Source organism: Corynebacterium kroppenstedtii DSM 44385, assembly GCF_000023145.1.
Classification (GTDB): Bacteria; Actinomycetota; Actinomycetes; order Mycobacteriales; family Mycobacteriaceae; genus Corynebacterium; species Corynebacterium kroppenstedtii.
This window is the reverse complement of sequence record NC_012704.1, coordinates 2,096,103-2,116,683: the sequence shown is the minus strand read 5'-3', so window position 1 is coordinate 2,116,683 and position 20,581 is coordinate 2,096,103. Positions and strand designations below refer to the sequence as shown.

At 58.2% G+C, this 20,581-nt stretch carries 21 protein-coding genes; 18 read left to right on the top strand and 3 right to left on the bottom strand.

The features are described 5' to 3' along the window. Window positions 1-89: 89 nt before the first annotated feature. The 10 genes from CKROP_RS08935 (at window position 90) to CKROP_RS08895 (ending at window position 9,864) form a co-directional block, all read left to right on the top strand. Entirely contained in the window at window positions 90-1,973 is a 1,884-nt protein-coding gene (locus CKROP_RS08935) for a siderophore-interacting protein (protein ID WP_012732419.1), read from the top strand. Between the two features lie 305 nt (window positions 1,974-2,278). After that, window positions 2,279-2,647 (top strand): 50S ribosomal protein L14, encoded by a 369-nt coding sequence (gene rplN / locus CKROP_RS08930; RefSeq protein ID WP_012732418.1) that lies wholly within the window; start codon window positions 2,279-2,281, stop codon window positions 2,645-2,647. Continuing rightward, complete coding sequence (gene rplX, locus CKROP_RS08925; protein WP_012732417.1) at window positions 2,648-2,962, top strand: 50S ribosomal protein L24; 315 nt, start codon at window positions 2,648-2,650, stop codon at window positions 2,960-2,962. A gap of 2 nt (window positions 2,963-2,964) precedes the next feature. Further along, the gene (gene rplE / locus CKROP_RS08920) at window positions 2,965-3,519 is read left to right on the top strand and encodes a 50S ribosomal protein L5 (protein ID WP_012732416.1); all 555 of its coding nucleotides are present in this window, start codon (window positions 2,965-2,967) and stop codon (window positions 3,517-3,519) included. Between the two features lie 206 nt (window positions 3,520-3,725). Beyond that, window positions 3,726-4,736, top strand: a complete 1,011-nt coding sequence (locus CKROP_RS08915; protein WP_012732415.1) for a VaFE repeat-containing surface-anchored protein — start codon at window positions 3,726-3,728, stop codon at window positions 4,734-4,736. A gap of 328 nt (window positions 4,737-5,064) precedes the next feature. Further along, window positions 5,065-5,529 (top strand): hypothetical protein, encoded by a 465-nt coding sequence (locus CKROP_RS08910; protein WP_148209680.1) that lies wholly within the window; start codon window positions 5,065-5,067, stop codon window positions 5,527-5,529. Window positions 5,530-5,799: 270 nt separating this feature from the next. Beyond that, the gene (locus CKROP_RS08905) at window positions 5,800-6,519 is read left to right on the top strand and encodes a M43 family zinc metalloprotease (protein ID WP_041628916.1); all 720 of its coding nucleotides are present in this window, start codon (window positions 5,800-5,802) and stop codon (window positions 6,517-6,519) included. Window positions 6,520-7,467: 948 nt separating this feature from the next. Then, window positions 7,468-8,562 carry a poly-gamma-glutamate synthase PgsB gene (pgsB, locus tag CKROP_RS08900; RefSeq protein ID WP_012732412.1) on the top strand — a complete coding sequence of 365 codons (1,095 nt, stop codon included), beginning with the start codon at window positions 7,468-7,470 and terminating at the stop codon, window positions 8,560-8,562. Next, on the top strand, window positions 8,459-8,854 hold the full coding sequence (locus tag CKROP_RS11765; RefSeq protein WP_501161759.1) for a hypothetical protein: 396 nt from the start codon (window positions 8,459-8,461) through the stop codon (window positions 8,852-8,854). The genes pgsB and CKROP_RS11765 overlap by 104 nt, the downstream gene beginning before the upstream one ends. Beyond that, window positions 8,854-9,864: a poly-gamma-glutamate biosynthesis protein PgsC/CapC gene (locus tag CKROP_RS08895; protein ID WP_012732411.1), complete on the top strand. Its 1,011-nt coding sequence runs from the start codon at window positions 8,854-8,856 to the stop codon at window positions 9,862-9,864. Before CKROP_RS11765 ends, CKROP_RS08895 begins: the two co-directional genes overlap by 1 nt. Window positions 9,865-9,917: 53 nt before the next feature. Here the strand turns inward: CKROP_RS08895 and CKROP_RS08890 are convergent, their stop codons facing one another. After that, on the bottom strand, window positions 9,918-10,910 hold the full coding sequence (locus CKROP_RS08890; RefSeq protein WP_012732410.1) for a hypothetical protein: 993 nt from the start codon (window positions 10,908-10,910) through the stop codon (window positions 9,918-9,920). Window positions 10,911-11,302: 392 nt separating this feature from the next. Further along, window positions 11,303-12,622 (bottom strand): multidrug effflux MFS transporter, encoded by a 1,320-nt coding sequence (locus CKROP_RS08885; protein WP_012732409.1) that lies wholly within the window; start codon window positions 12,620-12,622, stop codon window positions 11,303-11,305. Window positions 12,623-12,920: 298 nt separating this feature from the next. Here CKROP_RS08885 and CKROP_RS08880 point away from each other — a divergent pair, with 298 nt between their 5' ends. The 3 genes from CKROP_RS08880 to CKROP_RS08870 all read left to right on the top strand — a co-directional run bounded on the left by CKROP_RS08880 (window position 12,921) and on the right by CKROP_RS08870 (window position 17,383). Further along, window positions 12,921-14,273, top strand: a complete 1,353-nt coding sequence (locus CKROP_RS08880; RefSeq protein WP_012732408.1) for an acid phosphatase — start codon at window positions 12,921-12,923, stop codon at window positions 14,271-14,273. Window positions 14,274-14,399: 126 nt separating this feature from the next. Beyond that, the gene (locus CKROP_RS08875) at window positions 14,400-16,253 is read left to right on the top strand and encodes an alkaline phosphatase D family protein (protein WP_012732407.1); all 1,854 of its coding nucleotides are present in this window, start codon (window positions 14,400-14,402) and stop codon (window positions 16,251-16,253) included. A gap of 176 nt (window positions 16,254-16,429) precedes the next feature. Further along, complete coding sequence (locus tag CKROP_RS08870; protein ID WP_012732406.1) at window positions 16,430-17,383, top strand: ABC transporter substrate-binding protein; 954 nt, start codon at window positions 16,430-16,432, stop codon at window positions 17,381-17,383. Between the two features lie 57 nt (window positions 17,384-17,440). On the opposite strand, the gene CKROP_RS08865 is transcribed toward CKROP_RS08870, so the two are convergent. Next, window positions 17,441-17,869, bottom strand: a complete 429-nt coding sequence (locus CKROP_RS08865; RefSeq protein ID WP_012732405.1) for a cupin domain-containing protein — start codon at window positions 17,867-17,869, stop codon at window positions 17,441-17,443. 492 nt (window positions 17,870-18,361) lie between these two features. Here CKROP_RS08865 and rpsH point away from each other — a divergent pair, with 492 nt between their 5' ends. The 5 genes from rpsH to rpmD are packed head-to-tail and all read left to right on the top strand — an operon-like array spanning window position 18,362 to window position 20,580. After that, window positions 18,362-18,760: a 30S ribosomal protein S8 gene (rpsH, locus tag CKROP_RS08860; RefSeq protein ID WP_012732404.1), complete on the top strand. Its 399-nt coding sequence runs from the start codon at window positions 18,362-18,364 to the stop codon at window positions 18,758-18,760. A gap of 17 nt (window positions 18,761-18,777) precedes the next feature. Further along, entirely contained in the window at window positions 18,778-19,314 is a 537-nt protein-coding gene (gene rplF / locus CKROP_RS08855; RefSeq protein WP_012732403.1) for a 50S ribosomal protein L6, read from the top strand. After that, window positions 19,314-19,709 carry a 50S ribosomal protein L18 gene (rplR, locus tag CKROP_RS08850; protein WP_012732402.1) on the top strand — a complete coding sequence of 132 codons (396 nt, stop codon included), beginning with the start codon at window positions 19,314-19,316 and terminating at the stop codon, window positions 19,707-19,709. Before rplF ends, rplR begins: the two co-directional genes overlap by 1 nt. Window positions 19,710-19,752: 43 nt before the next feature. Further along, window positions 19,753-20,391, top strand: a complete 639-nt coding sequence (gene rpsE / locus CKROP_RS08845; RefSeq protein WP_012732401.1) for a 30S ribosomal protein S5 — start codon at window positions 19,753-19,755, stop codon at window positions 20,389-20,391. Between the two features lie 3 nt (window positions 20,392-20,394). After that, complete coding sequence (gene rpmD / locus CKROP_RS08840) at window positions 20,395-20,580, top strand: 50S ribosomal protein L30 (protein WP_012732400.1); 186 nt, start codon at window positions 20,395-20,397, stop codon at window positions 20,578-20,580. The last annotated feature ends 1 nt before the right edge of the window (window position 20,581 follow it).

The window sequence follows — 20,581 nt, the reverse complement described above, 5'->3', positions numbered from 1 at the left end:
GACCGGGACATGAAGGGTGCCGGTGCCCGCAGAACGTTAAAGCCAATTTATACAGCCGAAATTTACGACGTATTAAAAGGAATGAGCATATGAAACGCAATAGCCGTCACCACGACATTTACCCGATTTCTTTACGCGAGATCACGGTGAGCCGCGTGGAAGACATCACCCCGGGGATGCGGCGTATCACGTTCACCAGTGACCAGTTCGACGCCCACCAGCAGGGCGACGTGCACGTCCCCGAGATGATCAGCACAGGTTTCGACGATGATGTGCGTTTGATTTTCCCCCACCCGGAGACAGGGGAGCGGCCAGCCCCCAGGGCGTTGGGCGATGGCCGCCTGGAATGGATCGCGGAGATCAACGAGCTATTCCGCACGTACACCGTGCGCCGATGGGATGCCGACGCCTGCGAGGTGGATATCGATTTCGCCCGCCACGGGTCCGGCCTGGCTGAGGCATGGTCGGAGTCCGTCGCGCCGGGCGACAGTATCTATATGGCGGGCCCGAAGAATTGCGGGGCCCTCCCCGAGGGGGTGGATTGGATGCTCCTGGCCGGGGACGAGACCGCGCTGCCCGCCATCGGCCGTTGCGTAGAGACCTACCCCTCGTTAAAGGCGGTCGCGGTTATCGAGGTCACTACGCCGGACCGCATTCAGAAGTTGAACATTCCATCCCCCGACGTGGACCTGCACTGGGTCGTGAGGTCCCAGGGTCAGAACCTTGGCGAAGCGCTCGAATCCTTGGACTGGCCCGAGGGCACCCCGTACGTCTGGTGCGCCGGCGAGGCCGGCCAACTCCGCAGGATCCGCAAGCTCGTCAAAGAACGCGGCATCAAGCCCGAGAACACCCAGATCGTGGGCTATTGGCGGGACGGCAACGCCTCCGCCAGCAAGGCTACCAGCACCATCGCTGCCTACAACCGTCTCTCCGAGATGGCCGATATCGCCCCGGCCTTCGCCGTCCGCGCCGCCGCCGAGACTGGCATTTTCACCGCAATCGACGCGGGCTTGACCACCCCCGAGCCTCTGGCCGAGAAAACCGGCATTACGTCTGACCGCTTGGTGAGGTTCATGCGGTACCTTGCCGCCCTGGAGCTGGTCACCATCGAGCACGAAGAAAGCGCGTGCGCAGATCAATCCTCCGCAGACCAGTCCGCTAACGCCACGGTGACATACGGCCTTACTCCCGTGGGCATGGAGTTGGCCGACCCGACCTCGCCCGCAGGCGGCTACCTATCGGGCTTCGGCTCTATGCCCGCGATGTCCTTCATCCACGTGGGCCAAGGTTTGCGCACCGGGAACCCCGTCCAGCTGGGCACCTCCGGCCGCACGATGTCCGAGTGGCAAGACGCCAAGCCGGAGCTGGGAACCCGCTTAGCAGTGGGCGCGAATCTCCGCATGGGGTGGGTGGCCCCCGCCGTGGTGGCGGGCTTGGACCTGGGCGACGCGTCCTCGGCGCTGACGCTCGGCCCTGGTGCGGCCGTGCTTGCCGATGAGCTCACACGCACTAACCCGTCCCTCACGGTTACGATTGTGGATCGACCCGAGCACGAGGACCTCAATATGGCGGAGATCAATGATTCCCGACGCTCCCGGGTCTCCCACACGACCGCGTCGCACACAGCATCCGCCGCGTCCGCCACGCCGGATCAACTCGACATCCCCCAAGCCGATGTTGCCGTTGTTCATGATCCGTGGGGCTCCAATGGGCCGATAAATGGCCCTGGTGTTATAGCCAATCTTAAAGACACTGTGTCGTTAATCGTTGTGGTAACCCAAGTTCTTGCCGACGACGGCTCAGGCGATGAAGAAGACTATGAGGCGGACATCCAACGCATGTTGGTATCGGGCGCATCGATTCCCACGGAGCGGGAAGTCCGAGGCGCATTACACGGCGCCGGCTTCGAAGTAGAGAGCCGTCAGCCGGTCGGATGGGGGCCGATTCGGTTTGTTGCCCGCAGGGTTGGATGATTGCCCCGATGTATGCAATACTGTTCGGGTTGTCTGAGGCAGGTGGTTAACCTGCCCGAATGTGGTAACGTCGCCATCCCTTTTAGCGATATAGCAAGCGGAAGGCGTGATTCTCACCTGGTCAGCACACAATTTGTGTGTGACAGGGTGCAGTTACCACCAGCTGTTCAGTGCTCATGTCGCCCCGGTGTGGGCGATGGTGAGGCTGAAGAATCGGGCTAACCATCTCAAAACAGACAAGACCAGGTGCGTTCGGGTCGGAAATCCGGCGCACGAAGCAACAACCCCAGGTCTAGGAGACTCTAGTGATTCAGCAGGAATCGCGTTTGCGAGTCGCCGATAACACGGGTGCACGGGAAATCTTGTGCATCCGTGTGCTCGGTGGTTCCACACGCCGCTTCGCTGGTATTGGTGATGTCATCGTTGCCACCGTGAAGGAAGCAACCCCCGGCGGAAACGTCAAGGCCGGCGACATCGTCAAAGCCGTTATTGTCCGCGCGAAGAAAGAAACCCGCCGCCCGGACGGCTCTTACATTCGTTTCGACGAGAACGCTGCCGTTCTTATCCGTAACGACAATGAGCCACGTGGTACGCGTATTTTCGGGCCAGTTGCCCGCGAGTTGCGCGACAAGAAGTTCATGAAGATTGTCTCGCTCGCCCCGGAGGTGCTCTAAATGAAGATCCATAAGGGCGATACCGTCATCGTCATCTCTGGCCCGGACAAAGGCGCAAAAGGGAAGGTTATTGAGGCCTACCCGAAGCGCGACAAGGTCCTGGTTGAGGGTGTTAACCGTATCAAGAAGCATGTCGCTAATTCAGCACCGGAGCGCGGTGCGGAGTCGGGTGGAATTGTCACCCAGGAAGCTCCCATCCACGTCTCTAACGTGATGATCATCGATGCTGACGGTAACCCGACACGTGTTGGTTACCGTTTCGACGAGAACGGCAAGAAGGTCCGTATCTCCCGACGTACCGGGAAGGACATTTAACCATGAGCGAGAACTACACCCCCCGTTTGAAGACTCGGTACCGCAGCGAGATTCGTGAGACCCTGAATAAAGAGTTCGAGTACGCGAATGTCATGCAGATTCCGGGTGTCACCAAGGTCGTTGTCAACATGGGTGTTGGCGACGCTGCTCGTGACTCCAAGTTGATCAACGGCGCACTGAACGACCTCACCCTGATCACCGGTCAGAAGCCCCAGATCCGCCGCGCGAAGAAGGCTATCGCTAACTTCAAGCTGCGTGAAGGCATGCCGATCGGTGCTCGCGTCACTCTCCGTGGCGACCGTATGTGGGAATTCCTCGACCGCCTTCTGACGGTTGCTCTCCCACGCATTCGTGACTTCCGCGGTCTGTCGGATAAGCAGTTCGACGGACACGGTAACTACACCTTCGGTCTGTCCGAGCAGTCCATGTTCTACGAGCTGGATGTGGACAAGATCGACCGTCCCCGCGGCATGAACATCACGGTCGTGACGTCCGCAACGAATAACGAAGAGGGCCGTGCTCTGCTGCGCGAGCTGGGCTTCCCCTTCAAGAAGTAAAGAGCTATAAGTAGTGCCTTTTACTGGCTCTATATAGGGGCGAGTGGTGGTTGATAACCATCCCTCGCCCCCTTTTTGTGTGACCTATAAAGATTATTTGTATAACAATTCGTTAACAGTGACTCCTAAACGGGGGGGCTTCTGTATATGAAAAATCACCTTTGAAGCAATGCTAGCGTAAGCTACAAACTCGATTTGCAGCGCATGTGCGTATTTCGGGGTGTCTGACTTCTCCCAATGGGGGTAACTCGGTTAAGGTTGATGCTTCCAAGCTCCATGAGAGCATTAACGTTAAGGATCACATCGACTACGAGGGCTTTGCTCCGGACACGAAGTACACCTTCACCGGTACGTTGATGAAGGTTGAAAACGGTAAGGCCACCCCGGTTTCCGGTGTCAAGCCTGCGTCTGTGACCGAAACCATTGGTGACAGTGGCAAGGGCACCGCAACCGTCGACTTCGGCAAGATTACGGATCTGAAGCCGGATACGCAGTACGTTGTGTTCGAAAAGGCTGTCCCTGTTGATGACAACAACCAACCCACCGTCAATAACGAGGGCACCCCGAAGAACCCGAGCAAGGACGATCGGAAGACCGTCACGCACGAGAACCCCAATGACAGCGCTCAGACGTTTGTGACCTCACCTGAAGGCGAGACCGTACCGCCGACAAGTGGTACAACGACGCCTGGTAGCGAGTCTCCGGCTCCGAGCACCTCCAAGCCAGCAACGCCTGGTGACGAGTCCACGACGCCGGACGCTGATAAGCCAGCTAAGCCGGAGAGCAGCAAGACTCCGGGTAAGCCTGTTCCAGGCCACCCGAGCGAAGCTCCGGAAAAACCGAGTTCCCCGAAGGAAACCACTCCGGAAAAGCCTTCGAACTCCGCCGATGAGCACGAGTCCGAGGTTCCCGGAAAGTCAGGCAAGGCTGATACTTCGTCCTCTGAGACACCCGCTCCGTCTAACAATGACGAAAACCACGGTGACTCCAACGGTTCCGACAACGGAACTAGCGGATCGAGCAATGGTGGATCCGATAACGGCTCCGCCAGCTCGGGCAACGGTAGCGGATCCGGCAGCAGCTCCAGTCACGGAGTCGGTGGAGCCTTGGCTTCCACCGGTGCGAACGTGATCTGGTTGGCACTGCTGGCCATGATCCTGATCGGTGCAGGTGCAGGGGTTGTCCTCTGGAACCGCCGCCGTTCCCACGAGGGATAAGTAGATTGCGGTAACCCACGGTGAATCTCAGGAGAGCTATCACCGGGGTTCTACCCATTGGCTACTCAATAGCCATCCTCGACCTATGACAGAACAGCCCCGCTCTACGACGTCACGGTGACGTAAAGGGGGGCGGGGAACTGGTTTAGTTCTGATTAAGGGGTTGAGCTTAATTGCCGGCTCCACTCATTGGGTGACGGCATAGTCCAGAGTTTGACCGCGGGCTGCGAATTTCATGCAAACCTGGTGGCACAACATTGATGCGTCATGAGGTTGCGCGAAATCCGTCGCTTTGCGGCCGATATGAACAGGAGATAACTCATTGCGAGTGACCACAAAAATGGGAGCCGTTGTGCTCAGCGGCGCGTTGGCCTGCGGGTTAACGACTGTTTCGGGTGCTATTGCGCCTGTAGCGAACGCAAAGCCAACCTGTGAAGGCCAGACTGCGTTAACGAGTATGGCTGCTCCCCTCCATCACCTCATTACCCCTGACGGTAAAACCATCACCATCGAGAACAAGCGCAATGTTCAGCAGTTTGTCTACCTCAGCAGCTGCGACGCGGAAAAGCTTGCGAAGCTCATCGGTACCTTGGAAAAGGGCGATGACGTCAAGAAACAGGTTGTGGAAGGCATCCCTGACATTAAGCAGTTTGCTGACCCGGTAGTCAAGGGCATTAGGGATAAGAAAGTCCTGACGTCCCAAAGCCTTAAGGACCAGTCCAGCGACTTCAGCAGGGGCGTCATTCTTGTCATTAAGAGTGGCACAATTGCGTCGATCGCTAAACAGGTTTAATAACGACGAGATAACAAGGGTCTACCTCTCCTAATTTGGTGTTGATCTAAGCCATGGTTCTGTGCCGTGGAAGTCGTCGTTTCTGACTCGTAGGTAACGGTGGCGCACTAGCCGTTGTTATCGCGCGTGCTTTCTTATAGTCACCTCGGGTGGCGTTGTGTCATGTACACTGCCCACCGGGGCGATTTTTGTACTCAGACGTGTGTAGGAAGAAAAACTCCGCTGAATAAGCGAACTTCACGTGAACTACCGAGACAGAAAGTAGCCCGCATGCAGTTTTCCTCTCAGACAAGACCATCCCAACCCACCACGCAACCACGCCGACCCCCACGTCGACAATGGCATCGGCTCGGCGCAGTCGTCGCGTCTGCCATCGCGTCTGGAGCGATTATTCTCTCACTAGGGGTAACACCAGACGCGCAGGCACACGACAAGAACGGTCAAGATAACACGCCCGCGCAGTGCGTCGAAGCGCATGATGCCGTCGCCAATGGAAAGCCGCTCCCACAGTTGGAGCTCTTCCGAAAAGGCCACGGGGCTGTGCATGACGGCAAAGTCGTCATTTTTAACGACAGCAAGCGGTACTCCGACGAGATTCAGGCCGCGGCTGACTCGTGGACCCAGGCGACTGGCGGCGAGATCGCGTTTGACGTCGTTGATAAGAAAACAACTAATTCCGTGCGGGTGTTTGATGTTCACCGCGACGATGCCAAGTGGGTGGGGTGGACGCGGCATGAGCCCTACCGGGTGCTTCTGAATGCGGCGTACCTCGATGGGATGTCGCAGAGTGCTCGGCAGGGGACGATGGCGCATGAGTTTGGCCATTTGCTGGGGTTAAAGCACAGCTGTCCGGGGGATTTGATGCACGCGATTTCTGATCAGCAGCAGCCGCAGGTGCCTCAGCAGACGGATGTTCAAGCTGCTCTGCAGGGGGACAATGACAAGACGGTTATTGGTACAACGCGGTCATTCCCGGATTATCTGGCGTAATCCTCGTCACCTATTTCGCCCTCTCTATTAATTTTTTCGGATATATAGGGTATAAAAGCAGTGAGGGTGTAACGCTCTGTCGCGATCCTGCGATTAATTAAGTGTCACAACGCGAAAAGTGGGCTTCACAAGCTAGGGCACAGCTTTCTTGGTCACTTTGAGCGGCGTGATGAGAGATGAAGGCGCGGGTGTTAAAACCATCCGCGCCTTCTTAATGGCCTGAAGTTAATGGCCCGAAATTCAGGGTTATACGACAAAATGTGTCCGCAGTTTTATTCGGGTCGCATATCCGCCCGCACTTTTGGGCTCCAGGTGTAGCTTTTCCGCAGTTTTCCGTCTACCGGCTCCTTCTTCGGTGCGTCGGTTCTTCGCGCCCCAGGGTTCTGTCCACACCGACTTCTGTCGCATTAGCCGACGATGTGACAAATACCACATTGAATATTACGAACCTGTCGAGATTGCGTATTGAGTGGGTAATTGTAGCGTTGTCTGACAATATGGTGTGTATTGTCTTAACGGCACCTGTGCTGCATAGATGAAGGTTGTCGCCTTCGTCGCTCGCGGCGCAGATCGGGGGAGCTAAACGGACATGGGTGCAGATGGAAATAGGGTGCAACCGCTAAAAGCAAGAATGAAGCCCCTATGGGGTTGTTTTCGTGTGAGTTCCACTAGCCAGACCTTGGAGTTCTCTGTAAGCTTCACGATTGGTTATTTCGACAATGGAATTGCGAGTTCTAGCAACGAGTACATCCCCTCGATTGGCTCTAGTTTTTCGGGGGAAGTCAACGTGATTCCGTCGCGTACGTGTGCCCATTTTGTACGCGGTGGGGGAGTTGTCAGTGCTGTCAGACCACTAAGACAGCAGGGTGTTCTCATGCTGGGGCCTTTTTTCTATGTCTGATTCATGCCCCTCATCTCTCATCACGCTCTGCCAGGAGTGATTTTTTCATGATTACCTTTGCCGCGCTTGCAGGAACGGCTGGGATCGCCGGAATGTACGCGTTCCGTCGCAAAGAAAATGCGCACCGCTCGCGCATGTCCAAACTTGACTACAACATCCACGTCAACGGGATCCGCGGTAAATCCACCATCACACGCATGTTGGGTAGTGTCCTCCGCGAAGCCGGGGTATCCACCGTGTCAAAAACCACGGGTACCTACGCGTGCGTCATCGACCCGGAAGCGGGCGAACACCCCATTCAGCGCACCGGCCCCGCGAACATCAACGAGCAGTACGACTTCTTGAAAGAGTGGCTCGACGGTTCCGTCAACGGCCTCGTCGTCGAGTGCATGGCGGTCAAGCCCAAGTACCAGAACCTGTGCCAGAACGTTATTCTGCGTTCCCCTATCTCCGTGATCACGAACGTCCGCCTGGACCACCAGGAAGAAATGGGCGATACGGTCGAGGAAATCGCAGACTCGCTGTGCAACACCGTCCCCGAACACGGCCTGGTGATCACCGGTGAGCGCAACGAAAGTGTGCTCAAAGTCATCCAGAAGAATTGTGAGGCACGCAGCTCCCGGTTGATCGTCGCCGAAGAGAGCGAGCTTTCCCGCAGCCTCGTCGACAAGTTCGCGTACCAGCAGTTCGAGGAGAATGTCGCTGTTGTGTTGACACTGGCCGAGGAGCTCCATATCGACACCGATATTGCTGTGCGCGGCATGCTCAAGGCAGAACCCGACCCGGGCACGACCAAAGTCATCAAGTTCGAGGAAGAAAACAACTCCCTTTACTGGGTACCCATGTTCGCCGTCAACGACTGGGAATCCACCACCAAGGTCTACAGCTCTGTTCACGACGGTCGCCTGCCGGAGGACACCAAGCATGTCATCGCGATGAACAATCGTGCAGACCGCACCGACCGCGCGTCCATGTTTGTCGACGTCCCTCAAAGGGCAGTTCGACAAGATCGTGCTCTACGGAGACATCCAAGACGTCATGCATCAAAAGCTGATTGCCGGCGGAGTGCCCGCGAGCAACATCCTGACCACCACCGATATCGAAGAAACCGACGGCAAAGCGCTGGTGGCGCGTGCCCGTGAGTCCTTCGACGATGACACCGAAGTCGCTGTGTACGGTATGGTCAACATCCACACGCAGCACGTTCAGTCGATGGAGAAGTACATCTCCACGCTGAAGTCGGAGAACGCGCTTGCACCCGTGGAAGAGCTGACAGGTTCGGTGGAGGTGACCGCACCTGAACAGACTGCGACGACGACCAACACGGACGTGGCTGCGCGCGGCAAAGATGTGGCTGACGACAAAGACGCTGATATCGACATCGAAATCGGCGCAGTATCACGTGAAGACGAGCATGTAGAGGTCATGGCGTAGTGAACCTGCTGGAATCTCAGGGATATAGTTTCCTCTGCGACTACATTCACCTCACCTTCCTCATTGGGGTGATAGTCAGCTATCTTTACTTCCGCAAGTATCGCGTATCAATAGGTGGAACGCTGGCCGTTGGATATTTGGCCGCATCCTTGTATGCGCCATTGAATTCTCTGGTCACGGTCCTGGTGTCCATATTTGCCTTCGTGCTCATCAGGTTCGTCGTCCTCAAGCTCTTCCTTCCCCGCCCGCGGCAGATTTTCGCTATCGGCCTGGCCATCGGTGTGATCTGCGGGCTGGCATGGCTGGGGCTCTCTGAATTCCTGTTCTACAGGACAAAGGAACAATACGGCCTGGCACTCGTCGGCGTGATCGTCCCCGGTATGATCACGAACTCCCTGAACAAGCAAGGGCTCAAGAAGACCCTCCTGCCCATGCTGTGGATGGTGCCGCTGGCAGGTGCCGTCGGGTGGACGTTGACGTACGTGACCGTCAAGTGGCTGAACATCTCGATTTCAGACCAGCTTTTCGACGCGTCCGTCGAGCGTCTCCCCCTCGTGTTCGCTCTATCGGCTACCTCGGTGCTGATGGCGCTGATCATTCAGGAACAAACCGTTCGTACGTTTAAACTGCGTACCGGCGGGTACGTGACCGTCGGTTTCCTGTGGGCGGCGGCCGTGGCGAACACCTGGTACTTGCTCATCCTCGGCCTGTCCGTGGCGGTCGTGTACCTGATCTACCACGCGTACGAGGCGCGTGTGCCGCCCTTCGGTAAAGACCGGTTCGTGGTGTTGATCTTCACGTCCTTCGCGGTCACGATCACGATTGAATACGTATTCTCGCTGATCGAAGGTGCGAAGCTTGCCGGGCCGCAGAACATCGTTCTGTGCGTTCTGCCCGCGATTATTGCCAATGACCTCATCCAGTACGGGTTCAAACGGACCGGCGGAGGCATTGGGATTTCGCTGGTCGGCACCAGTTTGGTGGCCGCGCCCCTCGTCGCGTTCCTGTAGAGGGGCGGCTTCGTAGGGCGTCGGCCCTGTAAAGGAGCCGTTAGCGCCCCGCCCTAGTTGTCGTCGGATGAGCGTCGCTTAGGCTCCCGATCAGAGTTCGCACGCTCCGACGTGCGCGAACTCTTCGACTTCTTCTTCGTCGACGTTGACGACCGTCGTGACGACTTCGACTTTGACTTCGATTTTGATTTCGACCGCTTCGACGACGAGCTCGATGGCTCAGGCTCCAGGTTCGTCGAATTCTTCTTACTCGACGGCTTCTTCTTCTCAGACTCGCGGACCTTGTCGATATTCGGTGCCGGCGCCTCCTGTTCACGCGTCGGCTTCGTGTCCAACGTCGGCAAATCAGTTAATGCCTCGCGGAAAGCCGTCGACAATCGGGCAATTGTCGACGGAGTTTGGCCCTGTTTAGGGTCCCGAATCGCGTGGTTCATCTCAATCTGCATCGCGGAATGCCCCCGCTTCTGCATAAAGTCGGTCACCGTGTACGACGCCTGCGCGTTAAACCCGGCATCAATATCCACCTGCCCGTGCAGAGTCTCAGATAAACGACGGACAATATCGTCTGTCATAGGCGACGGACGATCACCCGTGCCGACGGAAACAGGCTCTTCGGACGAGGAATCGTCCATGCCATGCAGCTCGACGACGATGGCGTTGTCCGGCAGGCCTTTGAGGACGCGAGTGAACTTGTCCTCGCGCGTTTTCCAGTTGTCGTGCCAATCCGACACTTTGCCCGTCGTGGTGAGCGCGGATGCGTTGAGCTTATCGGCCACCATCTCGGTGATGCCGCCGGTGTATAAATCGGCAACCTTAGGGCGGCTTTTGCGGTGGTGGTTTGTCGCGTGCGGAGCTACGAGGACGAGGGGAGATGTCTTCGTGTGATCGACCCAGCGAATGGAATCATTCGGCCCGGAGCCGTCATTGTCATTCGCGGAATACTTGGCATTGCGCTTGTCGAACTCTTTTATTTGCTTCTCCGACTCCGACTGCTTGTCCTCATGATGCGAAATCGTGCAACTCTGCAGGAAAACGACGCCGGACATAGTGACTGCCACCCACGTGCTGAGCCGACGCATACGAGGATGTTTGGTTCTGGTGGTGCTCGGTGTGGGCTCTGTTCCTTGTGAGGTGGTAGCTGTGGTGGCGGCGGTGGTAGCGCGATGGGGTGTGCGCGTCGAAGAAAGCACTCGTGTCGTACTCCAATACTCGCTCAGCTGAAGGCTTGTGGCCTTGTGTGTCGTGAACCGTGTGGGCTGACCTGCAGGTTTCGGGCCGCGAGGGTTTCTCGGGTTGACCTTTAGGTCGTGGGCTTTTCGGCCGACCGAACTTTGTAGACGACTGCCACCCACGTGCATATTGAAAAGTATAACCACGGAAAGCTAACCGTGCCGTGAGCATTTTTGGCGACGGTAGGCCCAGCTACCGCCTTGCCCAGCTATGCCCTATCCGACGAGCTCGTGAGCGTGACACATCCCACGATGGCGATGATCGAGCACACCAACATGCACAACGCCATGGACAGCGACGGGTCCGAGCCGATCCCCACCAGCGGCGACACGATCCCGGCTGCGAGGAACTGCAGAGCGCCCATCGCGCCAGAGCCTGCACCCGCGCCGATATCACGCACAGCTTCAACACCCAGCGCAGTCGCATTACCCAGCAGCAACCCCGTCGCCGACGTCATCACGAAGAGACAAATCAGCGTCGGCCAGAGCCGCGGTCCCAGCAGAGCGTCGACAAGCAAAATTACCGAGGTCGCGACGTAGAGAATAAGCCCGAAGACCAGCACAGATCGGACCTCGAAGCGGTTCACGAGTTTGCCGTTGAGGGCGGACATCCCCGCGATCGCCAGCGAGTTGATAGCGAAGGTAATCGAGTAGACGTGCGTCGGTAGGCCCAGTTGGTCCTGGAGAACGAACGGTGAGGCCGAGATGTAGGAGAAGAAGGTGCCGAACCCGACCGCGAAGGCGAAGCAGTAACCGATGAACGCCGGGCGGCCGAAACAGCGGAAAATCGTGGGCAAAAGGTTGCGGATGGCGCCCGGAGTGCGACGATCAGCCGGCAGGCTTTCGGGCACCACGAAGCGGGAGACCACGACCATGATCACGTTGAACACGGCGATCACCCAGAAAATGCCGCGCCACCCGATGATCGGAGAGAGAAAACCACCCAGCAGCGGGGCAATCGCCGGCGCGAGGCCCTGAATCGCCATCAGTGCGGAGAAAGCAGAGGCCGCAGCTCTGCCGTGCGCGACGTCGGGAATGACGGAACGAGCGACGACGACGGTGGTCCCGCCCGCGATGCCTTGGAGCAGTCGGAAGGCGATCAGTAAACCGATCGACGGGGTGAGTGCGCACCCGGCGGAGAAGAGGAAGAACAGTAACGAGCCGATCGCCAGAGGCCGACGCCGCCCCACGCCGTCAGAGATCGGCCCTGCGAACAACTGGCCGACGGCTAGGCCGATCATGAACGCAGAGAGCGTGAGCTGCACCGACGAGGCCGTCGTCGACAGATCTTTCGCAATGTCGATGAACGTGGGCAGGTACATGTCCGTGCCCAGCGGGCCCGCCGCGGACAGCAGTGCGAGCGACGTCAGAACGGCAGCGGTGAGCTGGTTCTTCTTCGGGACGTTGGAGTTCGCGTCCGCGGAGTGGACGTCGACACGTTCGACCTTGCCTACTGACGACGAACGCCCCCGGTCAGGGGACGATGATGGCGAAGGATTCGAGGATGATGAGTTCGGATCAGTGCTCACTCGATGTACCTACAGGGTGACCTTTCTGTGCGACAACAACGCACTCCATCGTATTACGTGCTGGTTGCGCACTTGTGATGTGTCCACGAATGGGTCACGACTGGGCAACGAATGGGTCACGAATTGGCCCCGGCGGCGGGCCCGTTCACTCAAAGTTCACACAGTGTTCGTGTGGGCGACACCTTAGCGTCGACACTATGTCGCTATGGTCCCGCACCATAGATGCAGTTACCAGTGACCCCGACCTGCGTCATTGGCCCACCGAGCGCTTACCACACGTTTTGAAAGGTACGCCTGGATGCCCCAGTCTGAACTGTTCCCCTCCCGCCCGAAATCGCGTCCTGCACTGCAGAAACCGTCGCTGCAGAAAGTGTCACGACAGAAACCGTCACGCGGACGCGCAATAACTTCGCGACGATTCTCGCGAGTCGCCGTCGCCTCGCTTGTCCTCGGGGCCACCGTCGCCACCGGCGGAATTGCGCCGTCCGCCACAACCCCGCGGGCCGCAGCCGCCACGGACATCACCGCCAACATTCCGTACCTGCACCCGCCTGTTCAGCACGAGGGGGCTCCCACGCCCCAGGCGTTCCCGCCCGAGGAATACAACTGGTACCTCTCTGACCTCAGCTCACACCCGTTCGGCATCTACGCGGATGTCGTCGGCTCGTACCCGGACCTCAAAGCCCACCACCCCGAGGTCCAAGACACGAACCTTGCGACGCTCACCCGCATTAATCACGACGCCGCGACGAACCCGACCGCGATTTCCCGAGCACAAAGCGACGCGCGCGCCGACAAAGAGGGCGTCCTCCAGCTCTTCTCTGACGCATTCGGTGGCCGTTTGGGCGACGAATTCCGGCAGGCCCTCAACGAGAATCGCCTCCCCAAGACGGTGATGCTCTTCGGTGGGATCACCGCGCGGGCGGGGGGCCTCGCGAGCAGTACCATCGTCGAAAAGATTGGTTTCAATGAGACCCGCCCCTATGACGATCACCCCGACCAGATCAACAAGTACGAGGTGCCCGGCGAGGATCTGTACGGGCATTCCAAAGCATTCCCGTCTGGGCACACGAACCAAGCAACATGGACGACGACGCTGCTCGCGGCCATGCTGCCCGAACTCTCGGATCAGCTGCTCGCCCGCGGATCCGAGGCCGGGTACAACCGCGTGGTCCTCGGCGTTCACTATCCGCTCGACGTGATGGGTGGCCGGATGACCGGGCTGGCCGCGGCGGCGGACCGGTGGAACGACCCGCGCATGAGGAACAACCTCATGGCGGCAGCGCAGGAAATCCGCGCTGAGCTGGAGTGGAGGTGCGGCGACACTCTGGCCAACTGTGTTGCCACGGACCGTGAATACGACGACAACGCGCTCGGCAACTACGCCTACCGAATGAACTACGACTTCGCGCCGGTTAGCGACCCCAATGCCGCGATGATCGTGCCCCAGGCTGCTCCCGATCTCCTGGTCAACGCCTTCCCCAACCTCAGGTATGAGCAGCGCGCCCAAGTTATTGAGCAAACCGCGGGTCCCGCCGGGATGCCGCTTGATGACCAATCGTCACGCGGATCCTGGGAGCGAATCAATCTTGCAGCCGCCATGAACGCCGACGTGACCGTTAACGACGACGGCAGCGTGCATGTGAATTAGGCGCGGGTGACACCGGGCGCGCGAGGATCTGCGTGATAGCGGCTGACGAGGATGACCACCTCATGACATGGCCGCGCGAAGGCAAAACGGCACGAAAACAGAAGCACGGTAGAGGAGAGGATCGTTATGAGGAACAAGGAACGCAACAACAACCAGCGGCCAGCGGCAACGTCGTCCGAATCGACAAGCGCGGAGGGTATTCGCCGCGAAGCCGCGCGGCCGACCGGACGTCCTTCGTACACGCGTCGCAGTTTCTTGCGCTCATCGTTAGCGGCTGGCGGAACCATCGCTGCTGGTAGCGCGCTCGTCGGGCGGTATCCTCGGGCCTACGCAGGTGACGCGCCGGGATCAAACGCGGCCCCGCAGAACGACTCCGTCGACACTGACCTCTTCCGCCACTCCGTCGCGTCGGGCGATCCTCAACCTGACAGCGTGATCATCTGGACACGCGTGACGCCCTCGCCTGAGGCCACCCCGGGGTCGGAAAAGGGCGCGGATACGCGGGTCAACTGGGAGGTATCCACGTCGCCGGATTTCACGAAAATCGTTCGGAGTGGCTACGAAACCTCGTCGGCAAGCAAAGATCACACGATCAAAGTTGATGTGAAAGATCTGCAGCCCGACACTCAATACTTCTATCGGTTCGCTGTCGAGCGCGACGGGAAACCGCACTATTCGCGCGTCGGCCGGACCCGAACTGCGCTGGGTAGCGGCGGCGAGCGGACGGTCAATTTCGGTGTGGTCTCATGCAGTAATTACGAGGCCGGATACTTCCGTTCCTACCGGGATATTGCTGGGCGGGACGACCTCGAATTTGTCCTCCACCTGGGCGATTACACCTACGAATACGAGACGGGCGGGTACAACGGGGCCTACGATTCGCAAGTTCGTGTGGTGCAGCCGGCGGAGCGCACCACGACTTTGCAGGACTATCGCATCCGCCAGGGCTGCTACCACGAAGATCCTGACCTGGCCGATTGCCACGCAGCCAAGCCGTTCATTTGTATTTGGGATGATCACGAATTTGCCGACAACAATTGGCGTGACGGGGCGGCCGGAAGCTCGGCCGAACCGGATGACAATTATCAGGCCATCAAAGCTGCCGCGATGCAGGCGTATTTTGAATGGCTACCGGTGCGCGTGAGTGCGGGGAACCAAGGTTCACACCTCTACCGCAAGCTGCAATACGGAAACCTGATGGAATTCATCATTCCGGATTTGCGCACGTACCGCGATTATGAACTGGTTTATACCAATAAAAAGATGTTCCTCAAGACGGATCCGGATTTTATTCGGGCCGCCGGCAAAGATGGCCGCTCCATGATGGGGCAAACCCAGTTCGAATGGTTTGGGAATGTGCTCTCCAGCTCACCGACCACGTGGCAGATGGTTGCCAATGAAGTGATGTTCGCACCCATGACTCTTCCCGACGGTCTTGACCAGCGCACACACGATTGGTTGGTCACCCAAATCGGACTGCCGGACCAGGGGATCCCTCTGAATACGGATCAGTGGGATGGTTATATGGCCGAACGGCAAAAGATTATTGACCTAATCGCTGACACTAAGAAAAACGTGGTGTTCCTGACGGGAGATATTCACTCGTCGTGGGCCAATGATATTCCGCGAGATATTCAAAAGTATCGGACCGGGGCATCGAAAGATGTTGTTGCCACGGAGTTTGTGACGCCGTCTATTACGGCTAACGGGCTTTTCGATACCGTCGCGAAATCGCGGGCATTAGACCAGGCAGCACGGCAAGTTTCTACCACCGCTGCCGACGTTCTTCAGAAGACTAATGCGTGGTTTAAGTGGATAGATTTCATTCACCACGGATATATGGCAGTGAGTGTCTCTTCCGACGCTGTGTCGTGCGAGTGGTTGCACGTCGATAATGTTCTTTCCCCGAACACGCCGTTTAGGTCTGCTCGGAAGTGTACGGCATATAAAGATAAGCCCGGCGTACATACTGATGCCTAGGTTATGAAATAACGAGTGTGTGTAACCACAGACGGATATCCCTAGACTCCCACTGTAAGGCTTAGCTAAAGTGATACGTGTTCTTTGAACGAGACCTACGTATGCGGTCAACACAATGCGTGAATGAGGCCCACGTGGGATTTCGACCGCCTCATCCCGCAGTGAAAGGGGTATCCGTGCCAACCAGTCGTCGTAACTTCTTGAAATCTTCCCTCGCTATTGCTGCATTGGCCACCACGGCCGGCGTCGTCAGCGCATGTAGCAACGACGATGATGACAAGAGCAGCGATAACTCAAGCAAGAACGACCGCATCGCCGCTATCGGATGGGGTGACTACTGCACGCTCCTGGCGATGAACATCACGCCGACCTTCATCTTGACCCCGATGGGGATGGATGAGAAGAAAGACAACGGCGTCGGCCCCTGGGCGAGCTACAAAGTCCAGGGCAAAGACATCACCGTCATGGCGGCAACCTCCCAGGAAATCGGCAACGACGTTCTGGAAAAAATTGCCGCTGCTAAGCCGTCGAAAATTATTGCAGTGAACTCCGGCCTGAAAGATGATGAAAAGAAGCGGCTCAACGATATTGCGCCGACCACAGTTCACTCGGATAAGTACGCGGACTACCAGGTGCCGTGGGACGCTCAGGTCAAAGAAATTGCCAAGGCGGTAGGCAAGGAATCCGACGGCGATAAACTCGTCAGCGACACTAAGAAGAAATTTGATGATTTTTCGTCATCGCACCCGGATCTAAAAGGTAAGAAAGCCGCCACAGTTATTGCCATGCAAGGCCAATTCGCCGTCTATACCAGTGGCGATGGCCGCGGACAGTTTATTAAGGACCTGGGATTCGTCATTCCGGACGACCTCAATAAGGGAGATAACGGCCAGTTCTATAAGTATCTCTCGTCTGAGAACCTCTCTCAGCTCGACGAACTCGACTACGTCTTCCTGCTTGATTACGCCGGCAGTAATGAGGAAGCAAAGAAAAACCCGCTGTTCCAGAACATTAAAGCTGTGAAAGAAGGAAACATGCGGGAGATTTCTCAGGACACCGCAACGGCGATGAGCTTGCCCAACCCGCTGACCATTCCGTGGGCGATTGAGCAGTTCGACAAGGCTATCTAGGAGAAAGGTCGCATAAGGGGCCGCTCCTCGCGTGGCGCTCCCCGGCGTGGCCCAGCGCTATTTTTCGAACGGGAGCTTCTCGGGCTTCCCGGAGTGCCCCTGATATCCCTCATGGTCGCCGGTATGCAGCGTGAGCTGCATGATCGCACCATCCTTCGACGTCACATGGTGGACCACGAACGCCGGAACATATTGCACCATCCCCGGCGTCAATGTGGTCGCCGTGAACTCATTGTCATCGACTTCCGACGGATCAGACGCCTTCCTGGCGACGGCGAACTCGACCTCCCCTTCGATCACCTGGACGGAGATCGGGTGCGGTGCATGATGCGAATCCAGGCGTTGCCCTGGTGCGAAGCGGAATGCCACGATCGTCGCCCCGTCGGCGGTGGCTAAGCGCTGTGCGGCGGGGAAATCGCCCTCCTTCGCGGCCGGAGCCTCGTCGTTAATATTGAGAACAAATGGAGCATGTGGTGTGAAGGGCATGACCTGGCTCTTCCTTCTATCCGGTTGATGATCTGGTGACCTCATCGTAACTCTGAGCGTGCGCGGGAGGTAGCCCCTTCTGGGGTGCGTAAAAACAGCGCAACGCGCAGACGAAAACACCGCGTTGACCGCCGTCGGCAAGCGATTTTGAAAGAAATACCCTGGTTGTTAGACTGCTTGAGTCTTTGTACATCTACTTTGTTGTAGGCCCACCCGCCTCACAGCGTCCCTCGAAGACAAGCAGCGAGCCGATCAGTTACTGAGCTGGTTCGGCGCCCCTGAGTGGTTCACCTGAACCCTCGGCAATAATCCTGTCAAAACCCCAGCTAGATGGGCTAGTTACGTGCGCGACAGTGCGGAGCAACTAGCTCGCGGGAGGAGATAGTGACATTGCCGGGGGATTTTCTGCGGTAACCCATCAGTCGCTTGCCCGAAACGGGGATAACGCGTGGTGGAAGGGAACCGCAGCGAGAAAGGCACTAGGTCACATCCATGACCATGACAGATCCTATCGCCGACATGCTGTCGCGCGTGCGCAACGCAAGTAATGCGTACCACGACACTGTCTCGATGCCTTCGTCGAACCTCAAGGTCCACATCGCAGAGATCTTGAAGCAAGAAGGCTACATTGCTGACTTCACCGTTGAGGACGCCAAAGTCGGTAAGACCCTGACCATCGAGCTGAAGTACGGCTCCACCCGCCAGCGTTCGCTGTCCGGTGTGCGCCGCGTGTCCAGCCCTGGTCTGCGCGTCTATGCAAAGTCCACCAACCTGCCTCAGGTCCTGGGTGGCCTGGGCGTGGCTATCATTTCCACGTCCCAGGGTCTGCTCACTGACCGTCAGGCTTCTGAGAAGGGCGTAGGCGGAGAAGTTCTCGCCTACGTCTGGTAGGGGAGGAGTGAACACACATGTCGCGTATTGGTAACTCACCAGTGGCGGTCCCATCCAACGTCACCGTCACCATCAACGGGCAAAACGTTGAGGTCAAGGGCCCTAAGGGAACCCTGGCCATCGACGTTCCGGAGCCCATCACCATCGCTCAGGAAGGCGACGAGATCGTCGTCTCCCGTCCGGACGATCACCGCAAGAGCCGCTCTTTGCACGGCCTGTCACGCTCACTGATCAACAACATGGTCGTCGGCGTGACCGAGGGCTACACCATCAAGATGGAAATCTTCGGTGTTGGCTACCGTGTGCTGGCCAAAGGCAGCGACTTGGAATTCTCCCTCGGCTACAGCCACCCGATCCTGATCAAGGCACCGGAGGGCATCACCTTCGCCGTGGACGGACAGACCAAGTTCTCTATCAGTGGTATCGACAAACAGCAGGTGGGACAGCTCGCCGCGAATATCCGTCGTCTGCGCAAGGACGACCCCTACAAGGGCAAGGGTATCCGCTACGAAGGTGAGCAGATCCGCCGCAAGGTCGGAAAGACGGGTAAGTAATGAGCAACGACAACAAGCGTCTCCCTATCGGTAAAGACATTGCCACTCGCCGTCGCGTGGCTCGTAAGGCTCGCCACTTCCGTATTCGCAAGAACCTTCGTGGCACCGCTGAGATCCCGCGCCTCGTCGTGCACCGGACCTCACGGCACATGCACGTCCAGGTTATCGACGACACCATCGGCCACACCCTGGCTGCTGCGTCGTCCATCGAGCCTGAAGTCCGCGCCATGGAGGGCGACAAGAAAGCCCGCGGCGCCAAGGTCGGCGAGTTGATCGCTGAGCGCGCCAAGGCGAAGGGCATTGAGACTGTCAAGTTTGACCGCGGTGGCTACAAGTACCACGGTCGCGTCGCCGCACTGGCCGACGCCGCACGTGAAGGTGGTCTGAAATTCTAATGGCCACGCATAGCACCGCACTCAACAACGGAAGGATCGCGTAATGCCGGGACGTGAACGGCGTGACGGCGGACGCTCCGCCGACAAGAACGACAACAACAAGGGCCGCAACGACCGCGGCCGCAATGATCGCAACAACCGCCGCGGACGCGGCCGCGACGACGACCGCAACCAGTACATCGAGCGCGTCGTCACCATCAACCGCGTCTCCAAGGTTGTGAAAGGTGGTCGTCGCTTCAGCTTCACCGCCCTCGTCATCGTCGGTGACGGACAGGGCATGGTTGGCGTCGGCTACGGCAAAGCCAAAGAAGTTCCCGCCGCAATCCAGAAGGGTGCCGAAGAGGCTCGCAAGAACTTCTTCCGCGTGCCCATGATTGCCGGAACCATCACCCACCCGGTCCAGGGCGAGGCTGCCGCGGGCATCGTGATGCTCCGCCCGGCCGCCCCCGGTACCGGTGTGATCGCTGGTGGCGCCACCCGTCCGGTTCTCGAATGCGCGGGAATCCAGGACGTTCTGTCGAAGTCCCTCGGCTCCGACAACGCCATCAACGTTGTCCATGCAACCGTGGATGCCCTCAAGCAGCTCGTGCGCCCCGAAGAGGTCGCCGCCCGTCGTGGCAAGTCTGTCGAAGAGGTCACCCCGACTCGTATGCTGCGCGCTCGCGCAGGGCAGGGGGCGTAACTCATGGCACTGAAAATCACACAGGTTAAAGGCACCGTCGGTACCAGAAAGAAGCAGAAGGACAATCTTCGGTCCCTCGGCCTCAAGCGCATTCGTCACTCAGTCGTCCAGCCCGACACCCCTCAGGTGCGCGGGATGATCAACGTGGTTCGCCACTTGGTCACGGTCGAAGAAGTGGCGGGGGAGTAGG

Coding starts and splice junctions, on each gene's coding strand:
- CKROP_RS08935 (WP_012732419.1), top strand. CDS start 90: ATGAAACGCAATAGCCGTCACCACGACATTTACCCGATTTCTTTACGC.
- rplX (WP_012732417.1), top strand. CDS start 2,648: ATGAAGATCCATAAGGGCGATACCGTCATCGTCATCTCTGGCCCGGAC.
- rplE (WP_012732416.1), top strand. CDS start 2,965: ATGAGCGAGAACTACACCCCCCGTTTGAAGACTCGGTACCGCAGCGAG.
- CKROP_RS08905 (WP_041628916.1), top strand. CDS start 5,800: ATGCAGTTTTCCTCTCAGACAAGACCATCCCAACCCACCACGCAACCA.
- pgsB (WP_012732412.1), top strand. CDS start 7,468: ATGATTACCTTTGCCGCGCTTGCAGGAACGGCTGGGATCGCCGGAATG.
- CKROP_RS11765 (WP_501161759.1), top strand. CDS start 8,459: ATGCATCAAAAGCTGATTGCCGGCGGAGTGCCCGCGAGCAACATCCTG.
- CKROP_RS08890 (WP_012732410.1), bottom strand. CDS start 10,910: ATGTCCGGCGTCGTTTTCCTGCAGAGTTGCACGATTTCGCATCATGAG.
- CKROP_RS08880 (WP_012732408.1), top strand. CDS start 12,921: ATGCCCCAGTCTGAACTGTTCCCCTCCCGCCCGAAATCGCGTCCTGCA.
- CKROP_RS08875 (WP_012732407.1), top strand. CDS start 14,400: ATGAGGAACAAGGAACGCAACAACAACCAGCGGCCAGCGGCAACGTCG.
- CKROP_RS08865 (WP_012732405.1), bottom strand. CDS start 17,869: ATGCCCTTCACACCACATGCTCCATTTGTTCTCAATATTAACGACGAG.
- rpsH (WP_012732404.1), top strand. CDS start 18,362: ATGACCATGACAGATCCTATCGCCGACATGCTGTCGCGCGTGCGCAAC.
- rplF (WP_012732403.1), top strand. CDS start 18,778: ATGTCGCGTATTGGTAACTCACCAGTGGCGGTCCCATCCAACGTCACC.
- rplR (WP_012732402.1), top strand. CDS start 19,314: ATGAGCAACGACAACAAGCGTCTCCCTATCGGTAAAGACATTGCCACT.
- rpsE (WP_012732401.1), top strand. CDS start 19,753: ATGCCGGGACGTGAACGGCGTGACGGCGGACGCTCCGCCGACAAGAAC.
- rpmD (WP_012732400.1), top strand. CDS start 20,395: ATGGCACTGAAAATCACACAGGTTAAAGGCACCGTCGGTACCAGAAAG.